The sequence below is a fragment of the Mycolicibacterium austroafricanum genome, from assembly GCF_902705885.1.
GTDB lineage: Bacteria > Actinomycetota > Actinomycetes > Mycobacteriales > Mycobacteriaceae > Mycobacterium > Mycobacterium vanbaalenii_A.
On sequence record NZ_CACSIP010000020.1, the window covers coordinates 1 to 26394 of the forward strand.

The 26394-nt window shown below is 68.4% G+C and carries 18 protein-coding genes and 1 pseudogene; 10 read left to right on the forward strand and 9 right to left on the reverse strand.

What is annotated here, in order from left to right; all coding sequences use genetic code 11:
• From BEMPMBAN_RS32630 to BEMPMBAN_RS14310, 4 genes and pseudogenes are all read right to left on the reverse strand, one after another.
• A pseudogene (locus tag BEMPMBAN_RS32630) lies at positions 1-232 on the reverse strand (IS5 family transposase); the annotation flags it as partial.
• Between the two features lie 23 nt (positions 233-255).
• On the reverse strand, positions 256-1305 hold the full coding sequence (locus BEMPMBAN_RS14300; protein WP_159231048.1) for an LLM class flavin-dependent oxidoreductase: 1050 nt from the start codon (positions 1303-1305) through the stop codon (positions 256-258).
• A gap of 59 nt (positions 1306-1364) precedes the next feature.
• Positions 1365-2114 (reverse strand): alpha/beta fold hydrolase, encoded by a 750-nt coding sequence (locus BEMPMBAN_RS14305; RefSeq protein ID WP_159231049.1) that lies wholly within the window; start codon positions 2112-2114, stop codon positions 1365-1367.
• Between the two features lie 41 nt (positions 2115-2155).
• Positions 2156-2986, reverse strand: a complete 831-nt coding sequence (locus tag BEMPMBAN_RS14310; RefSeq protein WP_159231050.1) for a uracil-DNA glycosylase — start codon at positions 2984-2986, stop codon at positions 2156-2158.
• 84 nt (positions 2987-3070) lie between these two features.
• Here BEMPMBAN_RS14310 and tap point away from each other — a divergent pair, with 84 nt between their 5' ends.
• From tap to BEMPMBAN_RS14330, 4 genes are all read left to right on the forward strand, one after another.
• A complete protein-coding gene (gene tap, locus BEMPMBAN_RS14315; RefSeq protein ID WP_159231051.1) occupies positions 3071-4318 on the forward strand; it encodes a multidrug efflux MFS transporter Tap in 1248 nt (415 codons plus the stop codon).
• Between the two features lie 9 nt (positions 4319-4327).
• The gene (locus BEMPMBAN_RS14320) at positions 4328-5701 is read left to right on the forward strand and encodes an FAD-binding oxidoreductase (protein ID WP_234897454.1); all 1374 of its coding nucleotides are present in this window, start codon (positions 4328-4330) and stop codon (positions 5699-5701) included.
• A gap of 140 nt (positions 5702-5841) precedes the next feature.
• Positions 5842-7083: a cytochrome P450 gene (locus BEMPMBAN_RS14325; RefSeq protein ID WP_159231052.1), complete on the forward strand. Its 1242-nt coding sequence runs from the start codon at positions 5842-5844 to the stop codon at positions 7081-7083.
• Positions 7083-7664 carry a TetR/AcrR family transcriptional regulator gene (locus BEMPMBAN_RS14330; RefSeq protein ID WP_159231053.1) on the forward strand — a complete coding sequence of 194 codons (582 nt, stop codon included), beginning with the start codon at positions 7083-7085 and terminating at the stop codon, positions 7662-7664. Before BEMPMBAN_RS14325 ends, BEMPMBAN_RS14330 begins: the two co-directional genes overlap by 1 nt.
• On the opposite strand, the gene BEMPMBAN_RS14335 is transcribed toward BEMPMBAN_RS14330, so the two are convergent.
• The 3 genes from BEMPMBAN_RS14335 to BEMPMBAN_RS14345 form a co-directional block, all read right to left on the reverse strand.
• The gene (locus tag BEMPMBAN_RS14335) at positions 7649-8362 is read right to left on the reverse strand and encodes a siderophore-interacting protein (RefSeq protein ID WP_159231054.1); all 714 of its coding nucleotides are present in this window, start codon (positions 8360-8362) and stop codon (positions 7649-7651) included. The genes BEMPMBAN_RS14330 and BEMPMBAN_RS14335 overlap by 16 nt on opposite strands.
• Before the next feature lie 64 nt (positions 8363-8426).
• Complete coding sequence (locus BEMPMBAN_RS14340) at positions 8427-9590, reverse strand: acyltransferase family protein (protein ID WP_159231055.1); 1164 nt, start codon at positions 9588-9590, stop codon at positions 8427-8429.
• A gap of 13 nt (positions 9591-9603) precedes the next feature.
• Positions 9604-11295 (reverse strand): DEAD/DEAH box helicase, encoded by a 1692-nt coding sequence (locus BEMPMBAN_RS14345; RefSeq protein WP_159231056.1) that lies wholly within the window; start codon positions 11293-11295, stop codon positions 9604-9606.
• 15 nt (positions 11296-11310) lie between these two features.
• Between BEMPMBAN_RS14345 and BEMPMBAN_RS14350 the strand changes: the two genes are divergently transcribed.
• From BEMPMBAN_RS14350 to BEMPMBAN_RS14365, 4 genes are all read left to right on the forward strand, one after another.
• Positions 11311-11940, forward strand: a complete 630-nt coding sequence (locus BEMPMBAN_RS14350) for an LppP/LprE family lipoprotein (RefSeq protein WP_159231057.1) — start codon at positions 11311-11313, stop codon at positions 11938-11940.
• Between the two features lie 109 nt (positions 11941-12049).
• Positions 12050-15487 carry a TM0106 family RecB-like putative nuclease gene (locus BEMPMBAN_RS14355; RefSeq protein ID WP_159231058.1) on the forward strand — a complete coding sequence of 1146 codons (3438 nt, stop codon included), beginning with the start codon at positions 12050-12052 and terminating at the stop codon, positions 15485-15487.
• Entirely contained in the window at positions 15484-16842 is a 1359-nt protein-coding gene (locus BEMPMBAN_RS14360) for an FAD-binding oxidoreductase (RefSeq protein WP_159231059.1), read from the forward strand. Before BEMPMBAN_RS14355 ends, BEMPMBAN_RS14360 begins: the two co-directional genes overlap by 4 nt.
• Before the next feature lie 101 nt (positions 16843-16943).
• Positions 16944-18311, forward strand: a complete 1368-nt coding sequence (locus BEMPMBAN_RS14365) for a lysine N(6)-hydroxylase/L-ornithine N(5)-oxygenase family protein (protein ID WP_234897458.1) — start codon at positions 16944-16946, stop codon at positions 18309-18311.
• Here BEMPMBAN_RS14365 and BEMPMBAN_RS14370 read toward each other — a convergent pair.
• A complete protein-coding gene (locus BEMPMBAN_RS14370; protein WP_159231061.1) occupies positions 18308-20077 on the reverse strand; it encodes an MFS transporter in 1770 nt (589 codons plus the stop codon). The genes BEMPMBAN_RS14365 and BEMPMBAN_RS14370 overlap by 4 nt on opposite strands.
• A gap of 100 nt (positions 20078-20177) precedes the next feature.
• Entirely contained in the window at positions 20178-21413 is a 1236-nt protein-coding gene (locus tag BEMPMBAN_RS14375; protein WP_159231062.1) for a multidrug effflux MFS transporter, read from the reverse strand.
• A 178-nt stretch (positions 21414-21591) separates the two neighbouring features.
• Here BEMPMBAN_RS14375 and BEMPMBAN_RS14380 point away from each other — a divergent pair, with 178 nt between their 5' ends.
• Positions 21592-22335, forward strand: a complete 744-nt coding sequence (locus BEMPMBAN_RS14380) for a hypothetical protein (RefSeq protein WP_159231063.1) — start codon at positions 21592-21594, stop codon at positions 22333-22335.
• Positions 22336-22600: 265 nt separating this feature from the next.
• Entirely contained in the window at positions 22601-26371 is a 3771-nt protein-coding gene (locus BEMPMBAN_RS14385; RefSeq protein ID WP_234897459.1) for a multifunctional oxoglutarate decarboxylase/oxoglutarate dehydrogenase thiamine pyrophosphate-binding subunit/dihydrolipoyllysine-residue succinyltransferase subunit, read from the forward strand.
• Positions 26372-26394 lie beyond the last annotated feature (23 nt).

The window sequence follows — 26394 nt, forward strand, 5'->3', positions numbered from 1 at the left end:
CCAGAACGCCGCCGGAATCGACGAGCACATGACGTTTGACGCCATCGCCCTTCTTTGCCCCGTCGAGCCCGCGCGGCCCGGCCACCGGGGACGCCTTGACGCTGGAGGAATCAACCACGGCCGCGGTGGGCCGTCTGCGGCGGCCGGAGCGGGTACGGACCTCGCCGCGGACCGTGGTCAGGATTCGCTCCCATGTACCGTTGCGGCACCCGAGAAGGGCGGTGCCGAACATTCAATAGAGTTGTTCGACACGCTTTAGAAGAGTTCCTTGGCGAGCAACTCCAGCGTGGTCTCGCGGGCGGGTGCGGTCGCCGGGTCCGTGCCGCGGAACGCCGAGGCGACCGGGTGGACCATCACCTCGTCGACGTCGAACCGCTCCGCCAGGGCGCGCAGCTGGTCGGCCGCCTCCGCCGGCGATCCCACCACCGCTTGCCGCAACCCCGCCTCGATGATGGGCTGGGCGCGGGCACTGACCTGTTGCGCTTCGGCGTCCTCGACGAGGTCGAGGGGCACCATCGGTTGGCCCGTTCGCAGCCGGCCCATCATCTGCAAGTTCGGCAGGATCAATCGCATTGCCTCGTCCCGGGTTTCAGCCACGGCGGCGTTGACCGTCAGGAAGGTGACCGGCTCTGACGTCAGATCGCTGGGGCGGAAGTCGGCGCGGTAGGTCTGCAACGCCTCCTCGGTGCCCTGACCGGAGAAGTGGTGGGCGAACACATAGGGCAGTCCCTTCGCGGCGGCCAGACGCGCCGAGTACATCGACGAACCGAGAAGCCACAGCCTGGGTTCGGTGACAGCGGCCGGCGTGGCCTTGAGGATGTAGGTGTCGCGCATCAGGTCGCGGGGCAGCGACACCTGGACCCCGTGCGCGCTCATCAGGGCCATCACGTCGTCGAGATACTCGGGGAACGCCTCGATGTCACGATCGTCGCGCCCCGCCGGACCACGTAGAGCCATCGACGTCACCGGGTCCGAGCCCGGCGCACGGCCGATGCCCAGGTCGATGCGCCCCGGGTGCGCTGCTTCCAGCAGCGCGAACTGTTCGGCGACGGCCAGCGGCGCATGATTGGGCAGCATCACACCGCCCGACCCGAGCCGCAGCGCCTTGGTGTGCGCGGCCAGGTGCGCGATCAGCACCGGAGGGCTGGTCGCAGCGACCGACGGCATGTTGTGGTGCTCGGCGACCCAGTAGCGGGTGTAGCCGAGCCGGTCGGCGGCCTGGGCGAGTCGGGTGGTCGCGGCCAGCGCATCCGACGTGCTCTGGTCCGAACGCACCGGGACGAGGTCGAGTACGGAAAGACGCATTGTCGGTGCAACGCCCGCGAGCCGCGTTCCGTTCCCCGCAGCGGGCTGTGGGGGCGCGGCTAATGGTCGAGACTGGCCCAGAATTCGGTGAGCACCGCCGCGCCGCGGTCCGGATCCTCGACCATCCACCAGTGGCCCAGACCCTCGAGCACCTCGGTGCGGGCGCCCGCGCGGTCCGCCGCCCGGCGACGGGTGTCGTTCGCGCCGACGAAGGGGTCAGCCGTGGCCAGTAGCGACAGCCCGGGCCGCGCTGCAGCCGCCTCCAGATCGCGGCCCGCCTCGGCCATCGCGGGCTGGGCCGCCGAGCGGTAGAGCGCCAGGATCGCTGTGCGCATGTCGGTGTTCTGGAACTCGGCCATGGCCCCGGCGATGTCTGCGGGGATACCGAACGAAACCATCAGCTCGGTCCGCTGCGACAGCCCGCCGCCCATCATCGACTCGAGGTGTTCCTCGCCGGCGCCGGGCGTCTGCCAGACCTGCGCCATGTCGTGCCAGACATAGTCGGGGTCGAACAACCCGAGGACGTCGCTGGCCCAGCTTCGGACCAGCGCGGGCCGGTGCATGACGACGTTGACGACGTGGCCGCCGCCCCAGTCGTGGCCGACCAGGTCGATCGGACCGTCCATCGCTTCCAGCTCGGCCTCGAGCCAGTCGCGGTACTCGAGATGAGTGGCGCCGAACCCGTCAGGCAGCGGCACCCCGAAACCCGGTGGCGACAGCCGTAGCACGTCGCGCCGCCCGAGCGCGGAGACCAGGGGCCCCCAGATCGCATCGGTCTCGGGGTTGCCGTGGACGAGGACCACTGTCATGCCTCACATCGTGGCACGCCATGCGTTTTCGGCGGGCCCGCTCACGACGAAATCGCCAGGGCGGTGGCGAAGACGTCGTCCATCATCGCCGGGGTGAGCCTGCCGGTGAAGGTGTTCTGCTGGCTGGGGTGGTAGCACCCGAGCAACTGCACCGGGCCCTGCGCGGTGCTCAGCGACGCGATCGTGCCGTGCCCGAACTTCGGTGCGGGGGTGCCCACCGACCCGCCGGCGCGGCGCACCAGCGCCAGCGCCGACTGCCAGGCGAATCCACCCAGCGCGACGACGACCCGCACGTCGCCGCCGATCAGCCGCCACTCGGCATCCAGCCACGGCGCACAGTTGCTGCGCTCGGCCGGCGTCGGCGCGTTACCCGGAGGTGCACACCGTACCGCGGCGACCACCCGAACGTCGTTGAGCACCAAGCCGTCCGCGCTGTCGGTACACGACGCCTGATTCGCCAGACCGCTGCGGTACAGCGATCCGAACAGAAAGTCCCCCGACCGGTCGCCGGTGAACACCCGTCCGGTGCGGTTGGCGCCGTGGGCGGCCGGCGCGAGCCCCAGAACCAGCACCCGGGGGTGCAGCGACCCGAACCCGGGCGCAGGCCTGCCCCAATACGGCTGATCGGCGTAGGACCGGCGCTTGGCCACCGCCACCTCCTCGCGCCACTGCACCAGCCGTGGGCAGGCACGGCACACCGACACCCCGGCATCGACCTGCTGGACAGCGCCGGCTGCCACTGCCAACGCCGCCACCTCAGCGGGTGTCTGCGCGGCGGCGGTGCGCTTTGTCGCCGGATCACCGGGCCATCCCGAGCCCGGCCGCACCGGGGAATCGAACCGGCCGCCGATACGCGGGTGGGGCAGTTTCACCACTCCACTGTGAGCCACCGGCGGCCACGGGGAAAACCGGTCGCCGCACCGCCCGACGCCTTGCTACATTCCCGGCGATAACCCATGACGCAGAAGAGTGCGCTGAGCAGGCGTGGCCCGCTGTCGCTGATCCTGTTCGCCGCGCTGATGGCCGGGGCCGGCAACGGGATCTCGATCGTCGCGTTTCCATGGCTGGTGCTGCAGCGCACCGGGTCCGCGCTCGACGCCTCGATCGTGGCGATGGCCGGAACCCTCCCGCTGCTGGCCGCGACGTTGCTCGCCGGGGCAGCGGTCGACTTCATCGGCCGACGGCCGGTGTCGATGATCTCCGACGCGCTGTCGGGGCTGTCGGTGGCGGCGGTGCCGGTATTGGCGCTGATCTTCGGTGCCGACGTCATCAACGTCGCGGTGCTGGCCGGGCTGGCGGCACTCGGCGCGTTGTTCGATCCGGCCGGCATGACCGCCCGCGAGACGATGCTGCCCGAGGCGGCCACTCGTGCGGGATGGAGCCTGGACCAGGCCAACAGCGCCTACGAGGCGATCTTCAACCTCGCCTACATCGTCGGGCCGGGAATCGGCGGTCTGCTGATCGCGACGCTCGGCGGCATCAACACCATGTGGGTGACGGCCGGGACTTTCGTGTTGTCGATCCTGGCGATCTCAGCGCTCCGACTGGAAGGCGCGGGCAAGCCGGACCCCTCGGTGCTGACCGGTGGAGTGTGGGCCGGGATCGCCGAGGGCCTGCGATTCGTGTGGAACAACCGGGTGCTGCGCACCTTGGCGATCGTGGACTTGACGGCCACCGGCCTCTACATGCCGATGGAGAGCGTGCTGTTCCCCAAGTACTTCACCGACCGCAACGAGCCGGCGCAGCTGGGCTGGGTGCTGATGGCATTGAGCGTCGGCGGGCTGATCGGTGCCGTGGGCTACGCCGTGCTCTCGAAGTTCATGCGCAAGCGGACGGTCATGCTGATCGCGGTGCTGACCCTCGGCGTGGCCATGACCGCCATCGCGTTCCTGCCGCCGCTGCCGGTGATCCTGGTGCTGTGCGTCGTCGTCGGCTTCGTCTACGGGCCGATCGCGCCGATCTACAACTACGTGATGCAGACTCGCGCTCCCCAGCACCTTCGCGGGCGGGTGGTGGGAGTGATGGGATCACTGGCCTACGCCGCCGGCCCGCTGGGGCTGATCGTGGCGGGCCCGCTGGCCGACCAGACCGGTCTGCACACCACGTTCCTGGCGCTGTCGATCCCCATGCTGCTGCTCGGTGTCGTCGCGGTGTTCCTGCCCGCGCTACGTGATCTGGACGAACCCGCCGCGCCACCGGCCTAGGATTGCGGCGTGGACTCTCCCACGGACACGCTGCACAGCCTGATCTCCGCGCTGCCCGACGGCACGGTCGTCACCGATCCCGACATCCTCGAGTCCTACCGCCAGGATCGGGCCGCCGACCCGGCCGCCGGTACGCCGATGGCGGTGGTCCGGCCGCGACGCACCGAAGAGGTGCAGACCGTGCTCAGATGGGCCGCCTCCCACCGGATCGCGGTGGTCCCTCGTGGCATGGGCACCGGCTTGTCCGGCGGCGCGACGGCGCTGGACGGCGGCATCGTGCTGAGCACCGAGAAGATGCGCGACATCTCCGTCGACCCCGTCACCCGCACCGCCATCGCACAGCCTGGCCTGCTCAACGCCGAGGTGAAGAAGGCCGTCGCCGAGTACGGGATGTGGTACCCGCCGGACCCGTCGTCGTTCGAGATCTGCAGCATCGGCGGCAACATCGCCACCAACGCCGGCGGCCTGTGTTGCGTGAAATACGGTGTCACGTCCGACTACGTGCTCGGGCTGCAGGTGGTGCTGGCCGACGGCACCGCGGTCCGTCTCGGCGGCCCGCGCCTCAAGGATGTCGCCGGGCTGTCGCTGACCAAGTTGTTCGTCGGCAGCGAGGGCACGCTCGGCGTGGTGACGGAGGTGACGCTCAAGCTGCTGCCCGCGCAGCACCGCGGGTGCACCGTGGTGGCGACGTTCGATTCGGTGTCGGCCGCCTGTGATGCCGTGGCCGTCATCACCGGCAGGATCCGCCCGTCGATGCTGGAGTTCATGGACGCGGTGGCGATCAACGCCGTCGAGGACAAGCTCAAGATGGGGCTGGACCGCAACGCCGCCGCCATGATGGTCGCCGCCACCGACGACCGTGGGCCGGCCGGCGCCGAGGATGCCGAATACATGGCCGGAGTGTTCACCGAACACGGTGCGACAGAGGTGTTCTCGACCGACGACCCGGACGAGGGTGAGGCGTTCGTCGCCGCCCGCCGCTTCGCGATCCCCGCCGTGGAGGCGAAGGGTTCGCTGCTGCTCGAGGACGTCGGTGTCCCGCTGCCCGCGCTGGCCGAACTGGTGTCCGGGGTGGCGAAGATCGCCGAGCAGCACGACCTGATGATCTCGGTGATCGCGCACGCCGGCGACGGCAACACCCACCCGCTGATCGTCTACGACCCCGCCGACGCGGCGATGACCGAACGGGCCCACACCGCGTTCGGCGAGATCATGGATCTTGCAGTGCGACTCGGTGGCACGATCACCGGCGAACACGGCGTCGGCCGGCTCAAACGGCCGTGGTTGGCGGGCTACCTGGGCCCGGAGGCGATGGAACTCAACCGGCGCATCAAGGCGGCCCTGGACCCGGACAACATCCTCAACCCGGGCGCGGCAATCTGACTCGGCTGCGTCGACCACTTCTGCAGGAGGGTCGTGGCGGCCAGGTCTTCGCGACCCTGGTGCAGAAATCGACGAGCCCCGTCCGAGGCAATCACCGCGAACTATTGACACAGATAGGCAAGCTGTCGTACTCATAAGACATGACTGCGATTCTGTCTCAGGGGTCTCCCGTTCGATTCGAGCTCGCCGACGCCACGACCTGGCGGGACCCCTGGCCGATGTACCGAGCGCTGCGCGACCACGATCCGGTGCATCATGTCATCCCCGACGACCGGCCGGACCATGACTACTACGTGCTGTCCCGGCACGCCGACATCTGGGCCGCCGCCCGCGACCATCAGACCTTCTCCTCGGCACAGGGCCTGACCGTCAACTACGGCGAGCTGGACCTCATCGGCTTGGCGGACAATCCGCCGATGGTGATGCAGGATCCGCCCGTGCACACCGAGTTCCGGAAACTGGTGTCTCGCGGCTTCACGCCCCGCCAGGTGGAAACGGTGGAACCCAAGGTCCGCGAGTACGTCATCGAGCGTATCGAGAGGTTGCGCGCCGATGGTGGCGGCGACATCGTCGCCGAACTGTTCAAGCCCCTACCGTCAATGGTGGTCGCGCACTACCTCGGTGTGCCCGAGGAGGACCGCGGACAGTTCGACGGCTGGACCGACGCGATCGTGGCCGCCAGCACCGCCGAGGGCGGGATCGGCGGAGCACTGGAGTCAGTGGGCGACGCGCTCGGCGGGATGATGGCCTACTTCACGTCACTGATCGAGCGTCGGCGCTCCGAACCCGAAGACGATACGGTCTCGCATCTGGTAGCCGCCGGCGTCGGCGCTGATGGTGACATCGCCGGGGTGCTGTCGATCCTGGCGTTCACCTTCACGATGGTCACCGGCGGCAACGACACCACCACCGGCATGCTGGGCGGCTCGGTGCAACTGCTGCACCAACGTCCCGACCAGCGACGCCTGCTGGCCCAGGATCCCGAGTTGATTCCCGACGCGGTCGAGGAGCTACTGCGGCTGACCTCCCCGGTCCAGATGCTGGGACGCACTGTGACCCGCGACGTCACGATCGGGGATGTCACCGTCCCCGAGGGACGACGGATGATGTTGCTCTACGGGTCGGGCAACCGCGACGAACGCCAGTACGGCCCCGATGCCGCAGAACTCGACGTCACCCGCAAGCCGCGAAACATCCTGACGTTCAGCCACGGCGCGCACCACTGCCTGGGCGCCGCGGCCGCCCGGATGCAGTCCCGGGTGACGCTGACCGAGTTGCTGGCACGGATACCGGACTTCGAGGTCGACGAATCCGGAATCGAGTGGGCCGGTGGCAGTTACGTGCGTCGACCGGTGTCGGTGCCTTTCACGGTGACGAGCTGATGGCCGGCGACTGGCTGGCGGCGCGCCGCACCGAGGTGGCCGCGGACCGCATCCTGGACGCTGCGGGCGAGCTGTTCGCCACAAAGGAGGCAGCGGCGGTCGGTATGCACGAGATCGCCTCGGCAGCCGGGTGTTCACGCGCCACGCTGTATCGCTACTTCGAGAACCGCGACGCCCTCTACACCGCCTATGTGCACCGCGAGAGTTACCGCCTCTACCGCGAGATGACCGATCAGATCATGTCGGTGCTGGATCCGCGGGAGCGGTTGATCGAAGGCATGCTCTCGTCGCTGCGCAACGTGCGCGAGAGCCCGGCCCTGGCGTCGTGGTTCGCGACCACCCAGCGACCGATCGGGGCGGCGATGGCCGAACAATCGCAGGTGATCAAGGCGCTCACCGAAGCGTTCGTGATCTCCCTCGGGTCCGATGCGCCCGATGTGGTGGAACATCGGGCGCGCTGGTTGGTCCGGGTGATGATGTCCCTGCTGGTGTTCCCCGGTCACGACGACGCCGACGAACGCAGAATGCTCGAGGAATTCGTCGTCCCGATTGTGCTGCCAAGCCGTCAGGCCACCCAGTAGGCCTGTGCTTTGATCGCCTTGCGGGAAATCTTGTAGTCCTCGCGGAGCAGTTTGGCCACTGCGCGCGTGGTGCGGTTGTCGCACGCGACCCAGCCGAAATGGTCGGAGGCGTCGAACGCGGCCGATTCCACCGCCTGCACCAGGGCCTCGCCGGCATTCTTGCGGTCCACCCAGGTCACGTCGGTGCGTGCCACGGGCAGTTGCTTGTCGTCGTCGTGCGCCGCTTCCAGGAAGATCTGTGCAGGGGCGTCGCCGATCGCGTCGAGCAGGGAGTTGATCGCCGGCAGTGATGCCGTGTCGCCGACGATGACGTATCCGGCCGGGCGCGGTTCGGGCAGCGCGAAGTTGCTGCCCAGCACCGTGACCTCGATGGTGTCGCCCGGCACGGCGTGCTCCGCCCAGCGCGACGCGACTCCGTCGTGCAGCGCGAACTCGATGTCCACGGTGTCGTTCGCCGGATCCGGGTTGACCAGCGTGTAGCCGCGCTGATGCAGTTTGTCGCCGTCGGAGAACCACATCCGGATCCACATGGTCGGATGCAGCGCCCGGTCGGCCAGCAACCCGCCGGCCTGGAAACTCAGCCGCAGATAGTGCGGGGTGACCTCGGTTCTCGCGGTGACGGTCAACTCGTAGTCGCCTGCGCGCAGCAGCTTGAGTACCGCGCCGGCGAACCCGCGCGACTGCTTCGTGTCCGACATGGCTCCTCTATCCCTGATCGATTACTTAGGCGAGCTTAACCTAAGTCAGGGTGGGCGTTGGGGCTCAGCTCCGGACCCGGGTGAAACGGTGCAGCAGCCAGGCCAGCGGGATCGTCACCACCAACGTGCCGACGAAGAGCACCCACACCGAGCCGGTGTAAATGGGATAGCGGACGATCTCCACCATCACCAGTTCCATCGTGATCAGGTGGATCAGGAAGATCTCGTAGGAGATCTCGCCAAGGAAGACCATGGGACGGCTGGCCAGGACCCGCTCGTAGAGCCCGAGGGGCGTCGCGCCGGCCGCGCTGCCGCGCAAGGCCAGCGGTGCGACCACCAGGGTGGCGATCGCGGCGTAGAACGCGGTCTTGACCAGCGCTTCGCGCAATTCGGCCGGCGAGGTCGTCGGCTCCCCCGCGAGCGGCGTGGACACGATGAGATAACTCACCACCGCCAGCGGGACGCACGCCAGCGCGTAGGCCCGCACCCCCAACGGCTGCAGCGCCGCCAGCACCATCCCGCCGATGAACCACACCAGATACCCCGGCAGCCACAGCGGCGCGCCGTCGGGCAGCCAGTCGGTGGTGTGCACCAGGGTCAGCCACCCGGGCGACACCAGTGCCAGCACGGCCAGCCCGGCCAGAAGCAGCCCGGGCCGCCAGCGCCGTCGGCACAGCACCACGAGCAGCAGATACGCCAGCAGCGGCAGCACCACGTAGAAGGCGACCTCAACCGCCAGACTCCACATCTGCGTGAGGCCCTGGTGCAGAAACGAATAGAGGTAGTCGTCGGTGTAGATCTGGGTGAGGGTGAGGTTCCGGAACAAGCCCTCCCAGGTGTGCCCGGGATTGGGCCCGGCCGTGCGGAAGTGGTACACGAGGTATGCCGCGACGACGGTGACCACGTAGGCCGGCATGATGCGCCGCACCCGGTGCCAGGCGTAGCGGCGCACCGACGGCGCCCGATCATCGTTTCCGGCGGCAGCCTTCACCCACGGCGAGAACAGCAGAAAACCCGACAGCACAAAAAAGATCGGCACGCCGATCTCCATCCGCGAGTACACCAGGCCGAGGTAGCCCTGCGGGTACTTGCCGGTGGTGTACGCGGCGTGGGTCAGCACCACCAGCAATGCTGCGACAGCGCGGATGCCGGTGAGCGAGTCGACACGGCCGGTCGCCGTGACCGATTCCAAACCGCCCTGCGCATCGAGTTCCCTGGGCACGGTCATGTCGCCGGTTGTCTCAGTACGACTTACGGCGCGCCTTCGGCCCGCGATCGGGTTCGAGGTGGATCAGCTGACCCTGGATCCTGGTGTGCTCGAGCTTCTTCAGCGTCTCCTTGGACAGCTTCGCCGGCAACTCGACCAGTGAATGGTCTGGCTTGATCGAGATGTGCCCGAAGTCGCTGCGGTGCAGCCCACCTTCGTTGGCGATGGCGCCCACGATGGCGCCGGGCATCACCTTGTGCCGCTTGCCGACGGCGATGCGGTAGGTCGCGAGGTCACTGCGCACCTCGCGGCGCTTGCGTGGCGCTCCGTCGTCACGCCCCTGACGCTCGGGCCGCTCACGACGCTTCTCCGGCGGCGGTTCGGTCATCAGGAATTCGCCGCCATCGCGGCTCTGCAGCGCCAGCGCCGCGGCGATGTCGGCCATCGGCACGTCGTGGTCCCGCTCGTAGCCCTCGATCAGCTTGCGGAACAGGTCGAATCCCGGCGCGGCCAGCGCGGCGGTGATCGAATCGCGGAACTTCTCCACGCGCTGGGCGTTCACGTCGTCGACCGTCGGCAACTGAGATTCGACGAGCTTCTGCCGGGTGACCCGCTCGATCGAATTGAGCAGATGCCGCTCCCGCGGCGTGATGAAGAGCAGCGCCGTTCCCGAGCGCCCCGCGCGGCCGGTGCGTCCGATGCGGTGCACGTAGGACTCGGGGTCGTGCGGAATGTCGTAGTTCAGCACATGGGAAATGCGTTCGACATCGAGCCCGCGCGCAGCGACGTCCGTGGCGATCAGAATGTCGAGCTTGCCGTCCTTGAGCGAGGAGATGGTGCGCTCACGTTGGGCCTGGGCGATGTCGCCGTTGATCGCCGCCGCGGAGAACCCGCGGGCGCGCAGCTTCTCGGCGACCTCTTCGGTGGCCTGCTTGGTGCGGACGAACACGATCATCGCCTCGAACGGCTCGACCTCGAGAAGCCGGGTGAGCGCGTCCATCTTCCGATGTCCCGAGACCTGGATGTAGCGCTGCAGGATGTTGTCGGCGGTGGCGGTCTTGGATTCGACCTTCACCTGAACCGGGTCGTGCAGGTACTTGTTGGTGATCTTGCGGATGGCCGGCGGCATCGTCGCCGAGAACAACGCGACCTGCTTGTATTCGGGGGTGCCCTCGAGGATGCGTTCGACATCCTCGGCGAAGCCCATCTGCAACATCTCGTCGGCCTCGTCGAGCACCAGGTAATCGAGATGCGAAAGGTCCAGGCTGCCCTTCTCGAGGTGGTCGATGACCCGGCCGGGGGTACCGACGACCACCTGGGCGCCCCGCTTGAGACCGGCCATCTGGGGTCCGTACGGGGAGCCGCCGTAGATCGGCAACACGTTCACCGGCAGGTGCGCGCCGTAGCGGCTGAACGCCTCCGCGACCTGAAGGGCCAACTCCCGGGTCGGGGCCAGCACCAGCGCCTGAGTGATCCGGCTGGACGTGTCGATCTTCGACAGGATCGGGATCGCGAAGGCCGCGGTCTTGCCGGTTCCGGTCTGGGCGAGCCCGACGACGTCGGAGCCGGCCATCATCGCCGGGATCGTCGCCGCCTGGATGGGCGAAGGTGTCTCGTACCCGACGTCGACGACAGCCTGCAGCACCGAAGGGTGAATCTGCAGGTCAGCAAAGCTCGGGTCGCCGGCCGGGACAGCGCTGCCCGGCTCCGCGTTCGAAGACGTCATCGAGGGGGCAGTCTAATGCCAGTCGCCGCCTTTTCCCGCCGCGCGCCTCTCATCACGTCAATCGCGCTGACGGTACGGTGCGCAGTTGTGAAATGGGCGGCGGTGATCGGGTCTCTGGCAGGTGTCGTGACGCTGACCGTCGCCGGCTGCGGTTCGGGCGACTCGACCGCGTCCAAGACCCCGGGACCGACGGCGGTGTCGCCGCCGCCGCAGCCACCTGCCGCGGCGGCCCCGCCACCCCCTGCGCCCGGGCCGCCAGCGGCCAACGATCCGTGCGCCACCAACCTGGCCGCACCCGAGATCGTCCGGGCGGTGTCGGAACTGCCTCCCGATCCGCGCAGCGAGCAGGCGTGGAACCCCGAGCCGCTGGCCGGTAACTACAACGAATGCGCGCTGCTGTCGGCGGTGGTCATCAAAGCCAACACCAATTCGGCGAACCCGAACACCCGCGCGCTGCTGTTCCACCGGGGCAAGTTCATCCCGACCGGGGTGCCCGACACGTTCGGTTTCAACGGCCTGGACAGCTCGGAGACCACCGGCGACACCGTCGCGCTGGAGTACTCCAGCGGGGTGCCCGGCCTCGACAGCGTGGTGAAGTTCCGCTGGAACGGCAGCGGCGTGGAGTTGATCGGCAACACGGGCTGAGCCGTTTCCGCGAAATATCATTCCCGGCTGTGATTTCGGCCCCACTCGCGACCCGGAATGATATTTCGCGCCGGCCCTGGGTGTCGGCGGGCTGGCCTACAGTGGCTGCGTGTTCGTCGGCGACAACCGGGTCATCTACAGCGCCTCCGACCTCGCCGCCGCCGCGCGCTGCGAGTATGCACTGCTGCGCTCGTTCGACGCCCGGCTCGGCTGGGGCCCGGCGGTCTCGACCGACGACGAACTGCTCGCCCGCACCGCCGAACTCGGCGACGAACACGAACGGCGCCACCTCGACGAGCTGCGGCAGCGGCCGGAGTCCGGCGACATCACCGTCATCGGCCGCCCCGAATACACCGTGGCGGGCCTGGCGGCAGCGGCTGCGCAGACCCTGGCCGCGATCGAGCGCCGCGCTCCCGTCATCTACCAAGCCGCCATGTTCGACGGCCGGTTCGTCGGCTTCGCGGATTTCCTGGTTCTCGAGGACTCACCCGGGGGCCCCCGCTACCGGCTGCGTGACACGAAGCTGGCCCGCTCGGTCAAGGTGGAGGCTCTGCTGCAGCTGGCGGCCTACGCGCAGACGCTGACCGACGCGGGGGTGCCGGTGGCCCCGGAGGTGGACCTGGTCCTTGGTGACGGATCAGCTGTCAGCTATCCCGTCGACGAACTGCTTCCGGTCTACGCGCCGCGCCGGGCCGCGCTGCAACGGCTGCTGGACACCCATCTGGCCGGTGGCAAGCCGGTGAGTTGGCAGGACGACGTCCGCGCCTGCTTCCGGTGCGCGGAATGCGAGCAGCAGGTCCGCGCGTCCGATGACCTGCTGCTGGTCGCCGGCATGCGGGTCAGCCAGCGTGCCCGGTTGCTCGACGCGGGCATCACCACCGTGCATGCGCTGGTCGAGCACCACGGGCCGGTTCCGGAGTTGTCGACCCGCGTGGTGACGACGCTGGCCGCCCAGGCCCGGCTGCAGGTCGCCGACCGGGTGCAGGGCCAGCCGCCCTACGAGGTCGTGGACGCGCAGCCGTTGATGGTGTTGCCCGACGCCGACAAGGGAGATCTGTTCTTCGACTTCGAGGGTGATCCGCTGTGGACCGTCGACGGCCGCGAGTGGGGGCTGGAATACCTGTGGGGGGTGCTGACCGCCGCTGACGACTTCACCCCGTTGTGGGCCCACGACCGGACCAGCGAACGCCGGGCACTGGTCGACTTCCTGACGCTGGTGCGCAAGCGGCGGCGGCGCTATCCCGGCATGCACATCTACCACTACGCGGCCTACGAGAAGAGCACGCTGTTGCGACTGGCCGGGCGCTACGGCGTCGGCGAGGACGAGGTCGACGCGCTGTTGCGCGAGGGGGTGCTCGTCGACCTGTACCCGTTGGTGCGCAAGAGCATTCGGGTAGGCACCGAGAACTACAGCATCAAGTCCCTCGAGCCGCTCTACATGGGTGCCGAGTTGCGCAGCGGCGAGGTCACCACGGCTACCGCGTCGATCACCGAGTACGCCCGCTACTGCGCGCTGGCTGCGGGCGGCCGCACCGACGAGGCCGCGACGGTGCTCAAGGAGATCGAGGAGTACAACCGCTACGACTGCCGGTCCACCCACCGGCTGCGCGACTGGCTGATGGCCCGCGCCATCGAATCAGAGGTGCCGCCGCGCGGCCCCGTGCAGATCACCGGCGCGACCGCGCCGGGGACCGCCCGGGACGCCGACACACCCGATGAGGTCGAGCGCACGTTGTTGAAGTTCGCCGGCGACGGTGTCGAAACCCGCAGTCCGGCCCAGACCGCTGTCGCGATGTTCGCCGCCGCCAAGGGGTTTCACAAACGCGAAGACAAGCCGTTCTGGTGGGGACACTTCGACCGGGTGAACAATCCCGTCGACGAATGGGCGGACAGCTCAGGCGTTTTCATCGCCGAAGAGCATGAGATCGTCGCGGACTGGCATCAACCGCCACGAGCCCGCAAGCCGCAGCGCCATGTCAGGCTGTTCGGCGCGATCGCCGCAGGCGAGCTGACCCGGGACATGTACGCGCTGTACGACCCGCCCTCGCCCAGGGGCCTTTCCGACGACCCGGACCGCCGGGGGTTCGGCCGGGTCGCGGTGCTCGACTGTGACAACACCGAGGCACCCACCGAGGTCGTCATCTGCGAGCGCCAACCCAAGAACGGCGAGGTGTTCGACCAGGTGCCGTTCGCGCTGACGCCGGACGCCCCGTTCAACACCAAGCCGCTCCAGGACGCCGTCGCCGACAGCGCCGCGTCGGTGGCCGCCGGTCTGCCGGCACTGCCGGCAGACGCCGTGACGGACATCCTGCTGCGCCAGGTCCCGCGCACCCGCAGCGGACATCCGTTGCCTCGCACCGGAAACGACGTCGCCGACATCACCGCCGCGCTACTGGACCTGGACTCGTCCTACCTGGCGGTACACGGACCGCCGGGCACAGGCAAGACCTACACCTCCGCCAAGGTGATCGCCGATCTGGTCGGCGAGCACCGATGGCGCATCGGCGTGGTGGCCCAGTCGCACGCCGTGGTGGAGAACCTGTTCGGTGACGTGCTCGAGACCGGGGTGGACGGTGCCCGGGTCGGCAAGAAACCGAACACGGCCAGCGGCGGATGGACCGAGTTGGGCCCCGACGACTTCGCCGGTTTCCTCGGTCAGGACGGCTGCGTGGTGGGCGGGACAGCCTGGGACTTCGCCAACGACAACAGGATTCCCGCGGCGAGCCTCGATCTGCTGGTCATCGAGGAGGCCGGGCAGTTCAGCCTGGCCAACACGATCGCGGTGTCGCGTGCCGCACGCAACCTACTGCTGCTCGGTGATCCGCAGCAGCTTCCACAGGTCAGTCAGGGCACCCACCCGGAGCCGGTCGACGGCTCCGCCCTGGCCTGGCTCGTCGACGGACACCACACCCTGCCGCCCGAACGCGGCTACTTCCTCGACCGCTCCTACCGGATGCACCCCGATGTCTGCCGCGCGGTGTCGCGATTGTCCTACGACGGCCGGCTGCACTCCCACGCCGCGGTGACCGGTGCGCGTCGGCTGGACGGTGTCGCCCCCGGCGTACGGTCGCTGCTGGTCGACCATGACGGCAACGCCACCGAGAGCCCCGAGGAGGCGGCCGCCATCGTCGCGGCGATCGAGTCCCTGCTGGGCACGACATGGACCGACGAACACGGCAGCCGGGAGCTGACCCAGAACGACATCCTGGTCGTCACCCCGTACAACGCCCAGGTGGTGCTGACCCGGCACCACCTCGATGCGGCCGGGCTCAGCGACGTGCGTGCCGGAACCGTCGACAAATTCCAGGGACAGCAGGCACCGGTGGTGTTCGTCTCGATGACGGCGTCGTCGGCCGACGACGTGCCCCGCGGAATCGCGTTCCTGCTCGACAGGAACCGGCTCAACGTCGCCGTGAGCCGGGCGAAGTACCTCGCCGTGATCGTACGGTCGGCCCAGCTGAGCGAGTATCTGCCGGGCACCCCGGATCGCCTGGTGGAGTTGGGGGCGTTCCTGGCGCTGAGCGCATGTGATACACCCACGGAGTGACCGAAGTGCTCACCGGACAGCTCGCGGCGATCGTCGGGTCCGGCCATGTCAGCACCGACGCCGACGTGCTGGCCGGCCGCAGCGTCGATCACACCGGGCGCTACCGGGGCCATGCCAGCATGCTGGTGCGGCCGGGCTGTACCGAGGAGGTCGCCGCGACACTGCGGGTGTGCCGTGACGCCGGTGTCCGCGTCACCGTGCAGGGCGGGCGAACCTCCCTGGTGGCCGGAACGGTGCCCGAACACGACGACGTGTTGCTCTCGACCGAGCGACTGCGGGAGCTGGGTGCGGTCGACGTGCCGGAGCGCCGCGTCCACGTCGGCGCCGGGGTGCCGCTGGCCGAGGTGCAGCGCGCAGCCGGCGCGGCCGGGCTGGTATTCGGTGTCGACCTGGCCGCTCGGGATTCGGCGACCGTGGGAGGCATGGCGTCGACGAACGCCGGTGGGCTGCGCACGGTGTGCTACGGCAACATGGGCGAACAGGTGATCGGTCTGGACGTGGTGCTGCCCGACGGCTCGGTGGTGCGCCGGCACAGCCGGGTCCGCAGTGACAACACCGGCTATGACCTGGCCTCGCTGTTCGTCGGCGCCGAGGGCACACTCGGCGTGATCACCGGCCTGGATCTGCGACTGCACCCCGCACCCCGCCAGCGGGTCACCGCCATCTGTGGATTCGACGACCTGGACGCGCTCGTCGACACCGGCAGGGTGTTCCGCGACCTGGAGGGCATTGCCGCACTGGAACTCATCGACGCCCGCGCGAGCGCGCTCACCGCCGAACACGTCGGCGTCCGCGCTCCGGTCGACGGGGCCTGGCAATTGCTGATCGAGCTGTGCGGGGATACGGATCTGACCGAACGACTGGCCGGGGCGCTGGAGTCCGCAGCGCTGTCCGGCGAGCCGGCCGTCGGGGTGGACACGAGCGCGCAGCAGCGGCTCTGGCAGGTCCGCGAGGCGGTCGCCGAGGTCCTCGGCGTCTACGGCCCACCGCTGAAGTTCGATGTTTCACTGCCCCTTTCGGCAATCCGACGGTTCGCCGACGAATCCGGCGCCCTCGTCGCCACCCATGCGCCCGAGGCCATCCCGGTGCTGTTCGGGCACATTGGCGAAGGCAACCTGCACCTCAACATCGTGCGCTGCGCACTGTCCGGGGACCGCGAACGCGACCTGTACTCGGCGATGATGTCGTTGATCGCCCGCTGCGGCGGCAACGTCAGCTCCGAACACGGTGTCGGGTCACGCAAGCGGGACTACGTGCCGATGTCGCGCTCCGACGCCGACATCACCGCGATGCGGACGGTGAAGGCCGCGTTCGATCCGGACGGCTATCTGAACCCCGCGGTGCTGTTCGGCTGACTTGACGTCACCGCACCGTCACGCCGACCGCGACGCCGACCACGTAGCGTGTCGGTGTGGTGGGCATCGAAGCTGACTACCTCGTCGTCGGGGCGGGCGCCATGGGCATGGCGTTCGTCGACACGCTGCTGACCGAGACCACCGGCGCCACGGTCGTGCTGGTCGACGAGAATCACCAGCCCGGAGGCCACTGGAACGCGGTGTATCCGTTCGTGCGGCTGCATCAGCCCTCGGCCTACTACGGAGTGAACTCGCGGCCACTGGGCAACGAGGACTCCATCGACACCGGCGGCTGGAACGAGGGCTTCTTCGAGCTGGCGACCGGTCACGAGGTCTGCGCCTACTACGACCAGGTGATGCGCCACCACCTGCTGCCCACCGGGCGGCTGTCCTACTTCCCGGCCGCGCGATATCTCGGCGACAACAGGTTCCGCACCCTCGACGGCACCGAGCACACCGTGTCGGTGCGGCGCCGGGTGGTCGATGCGACATACCTGCTGACCGTGGTCCAGTCGATGAGACCGGCACCGCCGTTCGCGGTCGCCGACGGAGTGGACGTCGTCACCCCGAACGAGCTGCCCCGGCGCGCCGCGGACCACCGGCACTACACGATCGTGGGCGGCGGCAAGACCGGGATGGACTGCTGCCTGTGGCTGTTGCGCAACGGCGTTCCGGCCGAGCGGCTGCGCTGGATCATGCCGCGCGACTCATGGCTGCTCAACCGCGCCAACATCCAGCCCGGGCCGGGTTTCGTCAAGCAGTTGCGGGACTCGATCAGCACCCGGATGACGGCGATCACCGAGGCGACCTCGCTGGAGGACCTCTTCGATCGGCTGGAGGCCGACGAGAACCTGCTCCGCCTGGACCCGACGGTGCGCCCGACGATGTATCACTGCGCCATCGTGTCGCTCGGTGAACTCGAACATCTTCGCCTGATCGAAGACGTGGTGCGGCTCGGGCACATCGACCGGGTGGAGCAGGATCGGCTGGTGCTGGCACAGGGCACCATCCCGGTGCCGACGCCCTCGCTCTATGTCGACTGCACCACGCCGGGGCTGCCGCGGCCGCCCTCGGTGCCGGTGTTCGACGGCGACCGGATCACCCTGCAGAGTGTGCGGGGATGCCAACAGGTGTTCAGCGCGGCGTTCATCGCCCATGTGGAAGCGGCATACGGCGACTCCGCTGACGACGATGCTGCGCGCAACGACCTCTGCGAACCCATTCCGCATCCGGACGCTCCTGTCGACTGGCTGCGGATCCTGTTGTCGGACAACCGTTCTCAGATCCGGTGGCTCCAGGACCCCGAGTTGCTCGATTGGCTTCAGTCGGCACGCCTGAACGTGCTGCGCGACCTGTTCCCGACGTTCCCAGCGGACCGGCCGCGGGTGCGGGAGAAAGCGATCGGAGCGCTCACGGTGGCACTCGACAAGACCAACCAGCGGCTCGCCGCGCTGATGGACTCCCGCTAATCCGGTTCCCGCGCGTGCCTGCCGGCGCGGGCGCTGGGTTGGTCGTCTTCATGAAACCCGTTGTCCGCGTAGGTAGTCGGCTCAGATCCGGGCGGGGGCTCCTCCAGGAGCAGGTCGAGGATGTTGCGCCATTCCGGGTGCGCGGACGCCGAATCCGGCTCGCCGGTCGGCGCGCTCTCCTCGTTCGCCGGCTCGGCGACCTGGTCGTCCCAGCTGACGACGTACTCGACGTACTCGTCGTCGTCGACGAACGTTCCGTCGTCCCAGTCGCCGTCGTCACGAGCCACGTCGACCGGGTCCACGGGCGCCACCGGGGTCGGGGCGAACCCCAGTAACAGCAGTGCGGCGATCACCCCGATCAGGGCGACGAACGCCGGCAACAGCATGGCCTGCGACATGGCGGCGGCGAACGGGGCGTGCAGGAACTCCGGCAGCTGGATGGCCGCCCCTTCGGTTCGCGGCGCCGCGTTCGCCGCGGCCGGCATCTCGGCGGACAGCCGTGAGGCCAAGAACGCCGCCATCCCGGCGCTACCGAGCACCGACCCCACCTGGCGGTTGGTGTTGTAGACGCCGGAGCCTGCGCCCGCCAGCTGCGGGGGCAGGTTCCTGGTCGCGGTGGCCGCCAGCGGCGACCAGATGAACGCCATGCCCACACCCATCGCCGTCAGCGGCAGCACCAGGCGCCAGATCGGCGTCGTCGGCGTCATCTCGATCGACAGCCAGGTCAGCCCGATGGCGATCACCGAGAAGCCGAATCCGACCACCGGCCGGGGGTGTGACCGGTCGACGATCCTGCCGACCAGTGGGGCGAGCACCCCGGTCGCGACCGCCATCGGTGCGGTCAACAGAGCTGCCCGGGTCGGCGAGAGTCCACAGACCGACTGGGCGTAGAACATCAACGGCAGGAACATCGCGGTGGCGACGAACCCGATGGTCGCCACCCCCAGGTTGGACATCGAGAAGTCCCGATCGCGGAAGATGACCAGCGGGATCAGCGGCTCGCCGGTGGTGACCGACTGCCAGTACAGGAACGCCGACATGACCGCGACGCCGATCACGATCGTCGCCCAGATCCACGGCGCCCAGTCGAAAGCCTGCCCTTCCTGCAGGGCGAACACGATCAGGAACATGCCGACGGCCGACAGCACCACGCCGGGCAGGTCGAACCCGTGCTTCTGGATGGGCAGCGTGGGCACCAGTCGGGCCGCCAGCACCAGGCCGACGACACCGATGGGCACGTTGACGATGAAGATCCACTGCCAGCCCAGGTAGTCCACCAGAACGCCACCGGTCAGCGGGCCGATCAGCGTGGCCACCCCGGCGGTGGCTCCCCAGACACTCATCGCGACGCCGCGGCGGTGCGGCGGGAAGGTTTGGGTGATCACCGACAGCGTCTGCGGAGTCAGCAGTGCGGCACCGATGCCCTGGACCACCCTGGCGGCGACGAGCGTGCCGATGCTGTCGGACAGCCCGCACCACAGCGAGGCCACCGTGAACACCGTCAGGCCCAGCAGATAGATGTTCTTGGGCCCGTACCGATCCCCCAGACCGCCGGCCACCAACAGCGGCACCGCGTAGGCCAGCAGGTAGGCGCTGGTCACCCAGATCACCGCGTCGTAGTCGGCGCCCAGGCTCGCCATGATCGCCGGGTTGGCGACGGCGACGATCGTGGCGTCGACCAGGATCATGAAAAACCCGATGAGCAACGCCCACAAGGCGTGCCACGGGTTGGCGCTCGGGGCGCGCGCTGTCACGGTCTCGGGCATGGTGATGGGGTCGGCAGTCTCGTGTCGAAGCAGTGCGGGGACGGCCCGACGCTACGGATCGGCGAGAAGCCCGACAAGTCCGGCGCCGGGCATCGGGTCCTCACACAGAATCGGCGACGGCATCCGCGGTCGCCGACCTGTGCACCCCGGTGACCAACAGTGCCGCCAACGCGATCATGACGCCGGCCGACATCACCACCGCCATCGCCAACTCGTCGTTGCCGAGCACCCCGACCAGCGGGGCGACCGCGGCGCCGAGCCCGAACTGGGCGGCGCCGAGCAGCGCGGCCGCGGTGCCCGCCGCGTCGGGGTGGCGGGTCAGCGCGACCGCCGGAGCGTTCGGGATCACCAACCCCATCGCGGCGAGGATGCCCCACACCGGCACCACGAAGCCGGCCAGACCACCGACCCGGGCTGCGGCCAGCGCCACGAAGACAGCCCCGGACACCGACGCTGCGACCAGCGCCCACACCATGATCTGCTGGGGTGAGAAGCGCCGCAGCAACACCACGTTGCACTGGGTGGAGGCGATCAACGCGATCGCGCCGGCGCCGAACACCAGCGCGAACGCTGTCTGGTCGAGCCCGAAGCGACCCTGCAGCACGAACGACGCCCCCGCGATGTAGGCGAACAAACCGGACATCCCCAGCGCCGCGATCAGCACCAGGATGACGAACCGCACGTCGCGCAGCAGTTCCAGATAGGTCGCGCCGATACCGCGAATCTTCAGCGGGCGCCGGTGATACTCGGGAAGCGTCTCGGGCAGTGCCAACGCCGCCATCACCAACAGCGCCCCGGCCAGCACCACCAGCGCGGCGAACACCCAGTGCCAGGACGCGTGCAGCAGCACCGCGGCACCGAGCGACGGTGCGAGCACCGGCGCCACACCGAGTACCAGCATCAGCCGCGACATCACCGTGGCTGCGACGTTGTCCTTGTAGAGGTCACCGACGACCGCGATGGCGACCACCATCGCCGCCGCCGCGCCGAAGCCCTGCAACCCGCGGGCGACGCCCAGCACCGCGATCGACGGCGCGAACATGCACAGCAGCGAAGCCACCATGTGCAGCACGATTCCCGCGATCATCGGCCTGCGGCGTCCCAACGAATCCGACAGCGGCCCGACGACCAGCTGGCCCAACGCCAGCCCGGCGAGCGTGCCGGTCAGCGTCAGCTGAACCACCGACGACGACACCGAAAGGTCGTCGGCGATCTTCGGCAGGGCGGGCAGGTACATGTCGATGGTCAGCGGACCCAGCGCCACCAACAGGCCCAGGACCACGATCATCCGGGTGCGATTCGGCGCGCTGACATCCACGTCCACGGATACTGCCATGAAAATGGTTAGCGTCGCTTCCCAATATTTTCTTCCCGAGATCCCAGACAGTGACCGCAATCACCTTCGGGCACCGGATGCAGGCCGTCGTTCGTTTGACAAGCATTAGCCTGAAGGGATCCGTCGCAAGACGGTCCGACGGTCGGTTCGACAGAATCGCACAGGGAGGGGCCACCGCATGCGTGCCCGGTCACACACCAGGAGCCAGTCGCCCGCCGTCAGGGACGAGGATCCGAGCACCGCGGCCAAGGTGCTGTCCCAGATCATCGAACGCGGCGCCCGCGTCCAGGCTCCGGCCGTGAAGGCCTACGTCGATCGGCTGCGCGACCACCATCCGGATGCGAGCCCCGCCGACATCGTCGAGAAGCTGGACAAGCGCTACATGGCCGCAGTGATGGCCAGCGGCGCGGCCGTCGGATCGGCCGCGGCGTTCCCCGGTATCGGCACACTGGTCGCGATGTCGGCGGTCGCGGGCGAGACCGTGGTGTTCCTCGAGGCGACAGCGGTCTACGTCCTCGCGGTGGCCGAGGTGCACGGCATCCCCGCCGAACACCGCGAACGCCGCCGCGCGCTGGTGCTGGCGGTGCTGGTCGGCGACGACGGCAAGCGCGCGGTCGCCGACCTCCTCGGTCCGGGCCGCACCAGCGGGGCGTGGCTGTCGGACGGGGCCGCGACACTCCCACTGCCCGCGGTGTCGCAGCTGAACTCTCGGCTGCTGCGCTACTTCGTCAAGCGGTACACACTCAAGCGCGGCGCGATCGCGTTCGGCAAACTGCTTCCGGTCGGGCTCGGTGCTGCGGTGGGCGGCGTCGGCAACCGGATGATGGCCAAGAAGATCGTCGCCCATGCGCACAAGGCCTTCGGGCCTCCGCCGGCACGCTGGCCCTCGCCGTTGCGTCTGCTGCCGGCGCCGCGCCCCTAACCGCGCGCACCCATCCGCTCGACGGCGATTGTCGGCCGTTCGGCTACCCGATGTTCATGACCGCAATGACCATAACCACGTTGCCTGGTCCGGCTCACGGCAGAAGCGCTAGCCTTTATAGGGCGGAAATGCGGGAGACCGCACACCGGGGTTGGATTGGGTGGCCGGCTGCCGTTCGGCGCCGGCTCGAAGCGAAGAATTGAGGCGAACAGCAGCCGTGAATTCACCTTCACCATTCGGTCAGAACGAGTGGTTGGTCGAAGAGATGTACCGCAAGTTCCGGGAGGATCCTTCGTCGGTCGACCCCAGTTGGCACGAGTTCCTCGTCGACTACTCCCCCGAACCCACCAACGACACCGCCCCGAGAGCCAACGGGAAGTCCGCCTCCGATCCGATCAGCCCCCCCGAACCGGCACCGGCACCCGCCCCGAAGTCGGCGAGCAGCAACGGCGCGACCAAGGCGAAAGACACCGATTCCGGCGCAGCCCCGGCGAAGGCGGACAAGCCCGCCCCGAAACCGACCGCCACCGAGAAGACCGCCGACAAGCCCGCCCAGGACAAGCCGCCAGCCAAGGACAGCGACGACAAGAAGCCGGAGGCCAAGGCGCCCGAGGCGCCGGCGAAGAGCAAGCCGGCCGCCGAGGACGACGAGACCCAGGTGCTGCGTGGCGCCGCGGCCGCCGTGGTGAAGAACATGTCCGCATCGCTGGACGTGCCGACCGCCACCAGCGTGCGCGCCATCCCGGCCAAAGCGATGATCGACAACCGGATCGTCATCAACAACCACCTCAAACGCACCAGGGGCGGCAAGATCTCGTTCACCCACCTGCTGGGCTACGCGATCGTGCAGGCGGTGAAGAAGTTCCCGAACATGAACCGGCATTTCGCCGAGGTGGACGGCAAGCCGAACACGGTCACACCCGCCCACACCAACCTCGGCCTGGCGATCGACCTGCAGGGCAAGAACGGCAGCCGCCAGCTCGTCGTCGCGGCGATCAAGAACTGCGAGACGATGCGGTTCGGCCAGTTCATCGCGGCCTACGAGGACATCGTGCGCCGCGCCCGCGACGGCAAGCTGACCGCCGAGGACTTTGGCGGCGTGACGATTTCGTTGACCAATCCCGGCACCATCGGCACGGTGCACTCGGTGCCGAGACTGATGCGGGGCCAGGGCGCGATCGTCGGTGCCGGCGCCATGGAGTACCCGGCGGAGTTCCAGGGCGCCAGCGACGAGCGCATCGGTGAACTCGGTGTCGGCAAGCTCATCACGCTGACGTCGACCTACGACCACCGCATCATCCAGGGCGCCGAGTCCGGCGACTTCCTGCGCACGATCCACCAGTTGTTGCTCGACGACGAGTTCTACGACGAGATCTTCCGCGAACTCGGCATCCCGTACGAGCCGGTGCGCTGGCGGATCGACAACCCCGATTCCATCGATGACAAGAACGCCCGGGTCATCGAGCTGATCGCGGCCTACCGCAACCGCGGCCACCTGATGGCCGACATCGACCCGCTGCGGCTGGACAACACCCGCTTCCGCAGCCACCCCGATCTCGACGTCAACACCCACGGTCTGACGCTGTGGGATCTGGACCGGGAGTTCAAGGTCAACGGGTTCGCCGGAAAGACCAACAAGAAGCTGCGCGACGTGCTGGGCCTGCTGCGTGACGCGTACTGCCGCCACGTCGGGGTGGAGTACACCCACATCCTCGAGCCCGAGCAGCAGGAGTGGCTGCAGCAACGCATCGAGATCAAACACGAGAAGCCCACCGTCGCCGAGCAGAAGTACATCCTGAGCAAGCTCAACGCGGCCGAGGCCTTCGAGACCTTCTTGGCGACCAAATACGTTGGCCAGAAGAGGTTTTCGCTCGAAGGAGCCGAGACGGTCATCCCGATGATGGACGCCGCGATCGACCAGGCCGCCGAACACGGTCTCGACGAGGTCGTGGTCGGCATGCCGCACCGGGGCCGCCTGAACGTGCTGGCCAACATCGTCGGCAAGCCGTATTCGCAGATCTTCACCGAGTTCGAGGGCAACCTCAACCCGTCACAGGCGCATGGTTCCGGCGACGTCAAGTACCACCTCGGCGCGACGGGCACCTACATCCAGATGTTCGGTGAGAACGACATCGCCGTGTCGCTGGTCGCCAACCCCAGCCACCTCGAGGCGGTCGACCCGGTGCTGGAAGGCATCGTGCGCGCCAAGCAGGACCTCCTCGACACCGGCGAGGAGACCAACGGGTCCAACCAATTCACCGTCGTGCCGATGATGTTGCACGGCGACGCCGCGTTCGCCGGTCAGGGGGTGGTCGCCGAGACGTTGAACCTCGCGCTGCTGCGCGGGTACCGCACCGGCGGGACCATCCACATCATCGTCAACAATCAGATCGGGTTCACCACCTCCCCGGGCGACTCGCGCTCCTCGGAGTACTGCACCGACGTCGCGAAGATGATCGGCGCGCCGATCTTCCACGTCAACGGCGACGATCCCGAGGCCGCGGTGTGGGTGGCCAAGCTGGCGATGGACTTCCGGCAGCAGTTCAAGAAGGACGTCGTCATCGACATGCTCTGCTACCGGCGGCGGGGCCACAACGAGGGCGACGACCCGTCGATGACGCAGCCCAACATGTACGACGTCATCGACACCAAGCGCGGCGTGCGCAAGACCTACACCGAGGCGTTGATCGGTCGCGGCGACATCTCGATGAAGGAAGCCGAGGACGCGCTCCGCGACTACCAGGGCCAGCTCGAACGGGTCTTCAACGAGGTGCGCGATCTCGAGAAGCACGCCATCGAGCCCAGCGCCTCGGTGGAGTCCGATCAGATGGTTCCGGCGGGGATGAACACCGCGGTGGACAAGGCGCTGTTGGCCCGCATCGGCGACGCCCATCTGGCGGTCGCCGAGGAGTTCAACGTCCATCCGCGCGTCAAACCCGTGCTCGAGAAGCGCCGCGAGATGGCCTACGAGGGCAAGGTCGACTGGGCGTTCGCCGAGCTGCTGGCCTTGGGCTCGTTCCTGGCCGAAGGCAAGACGATCCGGTTGACCGGCCAGGACACCCGGCGGGGCACGTTCACCCAGCGGCACTCGGTGATCATCGACCGCAAGACGGGCAAGGAGTTCACGCCGCTGGACCTGCTGACCGTCGACACCGACGGCAACCCGACCGGCGGCAGGTTCATGGTCTACGACTCGGCGCTGTCCGAGTTCGCGGCGGTGGGCTTCGAGTACGGCTACTCGGTGGGCAACCCGAACGCGCTGGTGCTGTGGGAGGCCCAGTTCGGCGACTTCGTCAACGGGGCGCAGTCGATCATCGACGAGTTCATCAGCTCCGGCGAAGCCAAGTGGGGACAGCTCTCCGATGTGGTGCTGCTGCTGCCGCACGGCCACGAGGGCCAGGGCCCCGACCACACCTCGGGCCGCATCGAGCGGTTCCTGCTGCTGTGGGCGGAGGGGTCGATGACGATCGCGATGCCGTCGACGCCGGCGAACTACTTCCACCTGCTGCGCCGGCACGGACTCGACGGGATCCACCGACCGCTGATCGTCTTCACGCCGAAGTCGATGCTGCGCAACAAGGCGGCCGTCAGCGACATCCGCGACTTCACCGAGATGAAGTTCCGCTCGGTGCTCGAGGAGCCCACCTACACCGACGGCGAGGGTGACCGCACCAAGGTCAAGCGGGTGCTGTTGACCAGCGGCAAGCTGTACTACGAATTGGCGGCCCGCAAGAACAAGGAACAGCGGGACGACGTGGCGATCGTTCGCATCGAGCAGCTGGCGCCGCTGCCGAGGCGCCGACTCGCCGAGACGCTCGACCAGTACCCCAATGCCGCCGAGTACTTCTGGGTGCAGGAGGAACCGGCGAACCAGGGTGCGTGGCCGACGATGGGGCTGACGCTGCCCGAGGTGCTGCCGGACAAGCTCACCGGTATCAAGCGCATCTCCCGTAGGGCGATGTCCGCGCCATCGTCGGGTTCGTCGAAGGTGCACGCTGTCGAGCAGCAGGAGATCATCGACGAGGCGTTCGCCTAGCCCATCTCCCCGGCTCTTCACCG

Coding starts and splice junctions, on each gene's coding strand:
- BEMPMBAN_RS14305 (WP_159231049.1), bottom strand. CDS start 2,114: ATGACAGTGGTCCTCGTCCACGGCAACCCCGAGACCGATGCGATCTGG.
- BEMPMBAN_RS14300 (WP_159231048.1), bottom strand. CDS start 1,305: ATGCGTCTTTCCGTACTCGACCTCGTCCCGGTGCGTTCGGACCAGAGC.
- BEMPMBAN_RS14365 (WP_234897458.1), top strand. CDS start 16,944: ATGGGCATGGCGTTCGTCGACACGCTGCTGACCGAGACCACCGGCGCC.
- BEMPMBAN_RS14370 (WP_159231061.1), bottom strand. CDS start 20,077: ATGCCCGAGACCGTGACAGCGCGCGCCCCGAGCGCCAACCCGTGGCAC.
- BEMPMBAN_RS14380 (WP_159231063.1), top strand. CDS start 21,592: ATGCGTGCCCGGTCACACACCAGGAGCCAGTCGCCCGCCGTCAGGGAC.
- BEMPMBAN_RS14375 (WP_159231062.1), bottom strand. CDS start 21,413: ATGGCAGTATCCGTGGACGTGGATGTCAGCGCGCCGAATCGCACCCGG.
- BEMPMBAN_RS14340 (WP_159231055.1), bottom strand. CDS start 9,590: ATGACCGTGCCCAGGGAACTCGATGCGCAGGGCGGTTTGGAATCGGTC.
- BEMPMBAN_RS14325 (WP_159231052.1), top strand. CDS start 5,842: ATGACTGCGATTCTGTCTCAGGGGTCTCCCGTTCGATTCGAGCTCGCC.
- BEMPMBAN_RS14345 (WP_159231056.1), bottom strand. CDS start 11,295: ATGACGTCTTCGAACGCGGAGCCGGGCAGCGCTGTCCCGGCCGGCGAC.
- BEMPMBAN_RS14330 (WP_159231053.1), top strand. CDS start 7,083: ATGGCCGGCGACTGGCTGGCGGCGCGCCGCACCGAGGTGGCCGCGGAC.
- tap (WP_159231051.1), top strand. CDS start 3,071: ATGACGCAGAAGAGTGCGCTGAGCAGGCGTGGCCCGCTGTCGCTGATC.
- BEMPMBAN_RS14335 (WP_159231054.1), bottom strand. CDS start 8,362: ATGTCGGACACGAAGCAGTCGCGCGGGTTCGCCGGCGCGGTACTCAAG.
- BEMPMBAN_RS14385 (WP_234897459.1), top strand. CDS start 22,601: ATGTACCGCAAGTTCCGGGAGGATCCTTCGTCGGTCGACCCCAGTTGG.
- BEMPMBAN_RS14350 (WP_159231057.1), top strand. CDS start 11,311: ATGCCAGTCGCCGCCTTTTCCCGCCGCGCGCCTCTCATCACGTCAATC.